The sequence below is a fragment of the Acinetobacter sp. YH16031 genome, assembly GCF_013417335.1.
Lineage (GTDB): Bacteria > Pseudomonadota > Gammaproteobacteria > Pseudomonadales > Moraxellaceae > Acinetobacter.
The window spans coordinates 1-1,550 of the sequence record NZ_VPED01000151.1; the positions used below are offsets into that span (position 1 = coordinate 1).

At 39.4% G+C, this 1,550-nt stretch carries 2 protein-coding genes; both read right to left on the reverse strand.

Annotation, left to right across the window (positions count from 1 at the left end):
• Positions 1–50: 50 nt before the first annotated feature.
• Entirely contained in the window at positions 51–1,013 is a 963-nt protein-coding gene (gene sohB / locus FTV31_RS16755; RefSeq protein WP_159123126.1) for a protease SohB, read from the reverse strand.
• A gap of 138 nt (positions 1,014–1,151) precedes the next feature.
• Positions 1,152–1,394: a hypothetical protein gene (locus tag FTV31_RS16760; protein ID WP_004782654.1), complete on the reverse strand. Its 243-nt coding sequence runs from the start codon at positions 1,392–1,394 to the stop codon at positions 1,152–1,154.
• Positions 1,395–1,550 lie beyond the last annotated feature (156 nt).

Sequence of the window (1,550 nt, forward strand, 5' to 3'; positions counted from 1 at the left end):
ATAAAAAAGCCCACCGAAGTGAGCTCTTAGATTCATAACTGAATAATGAATTAAAGTTTAGGATCGCGCATCTGAACCAGATTAGAATTGGCTTTGGTTAGCGTATCTACCACTTTATTCATCACCGCTGGGATAAAAGAATCTGCAATTTGTGCTGCTTGCAAACCTAGTTTTTCGCCCAGCGTTGGTTTTTTACGGGTCTGGATTAAATACACATCATGTTGTGGTAATAGGCCTAACAGATATTCATCAGAAGTTTGCAGTTTATCCACCAGATTCAGATCTAGGGCATCCTGACCATACCAGTGTTCACCCGTTGCCACTTTTTCAACATTTAACTGTGGGCGATATTTTTCCACGAAGTGTTTAAATAAGGCATGTGTCTGTTGCAATTCTTCTTCAAACTTGGCTTTGCCCTCTTCGGTATTTTCACCAAACATGGTCACCGTACGTTTATATTGACCCGCAGTATAAAGTTCAAAATCGATCTTGTTTTCTTTCAGCAGACGGTTAAAGTTCGGTACCTGTGCCACTACCCCAATTGAACCCACAATCGCAAACGGTGCAGAAATTACTTCATTTGCAATACACGCCATCATATAACCGCCACTGGCTGCCACTTTATCAACGCAGATGGTCACATGGAAACCCGCTTCACGTAAGCGCACCAGTTGCGCAGCTGCAAGACCATAACCATGTACCATACCACCCGGACTTTCTAAACGTACAATGATACGATCACGACCAGCTTTTGCTGTAGATAGAATCAGGGTAATTTCTTCACGCAGGCTTTCTACTGCAGACGCAGCCATATCACCTTTAAAATCGAGCACATAGATTTTCTGGTTAGTTTTCTTACGCGCACGCGCTTCTTTTGACAATTGCTGGCTCAATTGTAAAAGTTCCAGTTTAGATGAAGTTGTTTGCGCTATTTTTTTTCGTTGCTCGTTAATGCGCGCATTCAAATGACTAATACGGATTTCAGCGGGTAATTTGGGGGTATGAAATAACATAAAAATCGGGTCTCAATTATTTATATAGGTTTCATTTTAAGATAAGGTCAAATGAATTTTTTTCAATAGAATATTGTTGTTTAATTGCTGAAACGGAGCAGTATCCATATGGTCTTAGTAAGGCAAAAATAATTCGCACTATAGAAAATTGATGCCATGCTGATAAGATGCCCAGACAATAACACCGAACAATACAGCAGAATTCGCATATAAGGCTTTTTCCTGCTTTTTGAGATAGAAATTCAAACTGAGTCCATACAGCAATCCGATCAGTGTGTAAAACATGCTGCCGCCTTGTAATTGATGCCACAAACCACCAATGCTTAAAATTAAGGCAATCAGCAGCATCAGAAAAACTGACATCTTTTTGAGTATTTCCATAGCGGGTGCAACCTTTTCTTAGCATCTATCTTTTGACAGCTCTGCCATGTCAAAGACGGCATATTCTATAAGAATTTAGGGTACAATAGGATTCAGTTTATTTTTCCACATTTCACTGATTCAATTGATATATCTCCTATTCTTTGATTATTTTTA

Excerpts from the sequence above, each read along its gene's own strand:
- sohB (WP_159123126.1), bottom strand. The coding sequence starts at position 1,013 with ATGTTATTTCATACCCCCAAATTACCCGCTGAAATCCGTATTAGTCAT.
- FTV31_RS16760 (WP_004782654.1), bottom strand. The coding sequence starts at position 1,394 with ATGGAAATACTCAAAAAGATGTCAGTTTTTCTGATGCTGCTGATTGCC.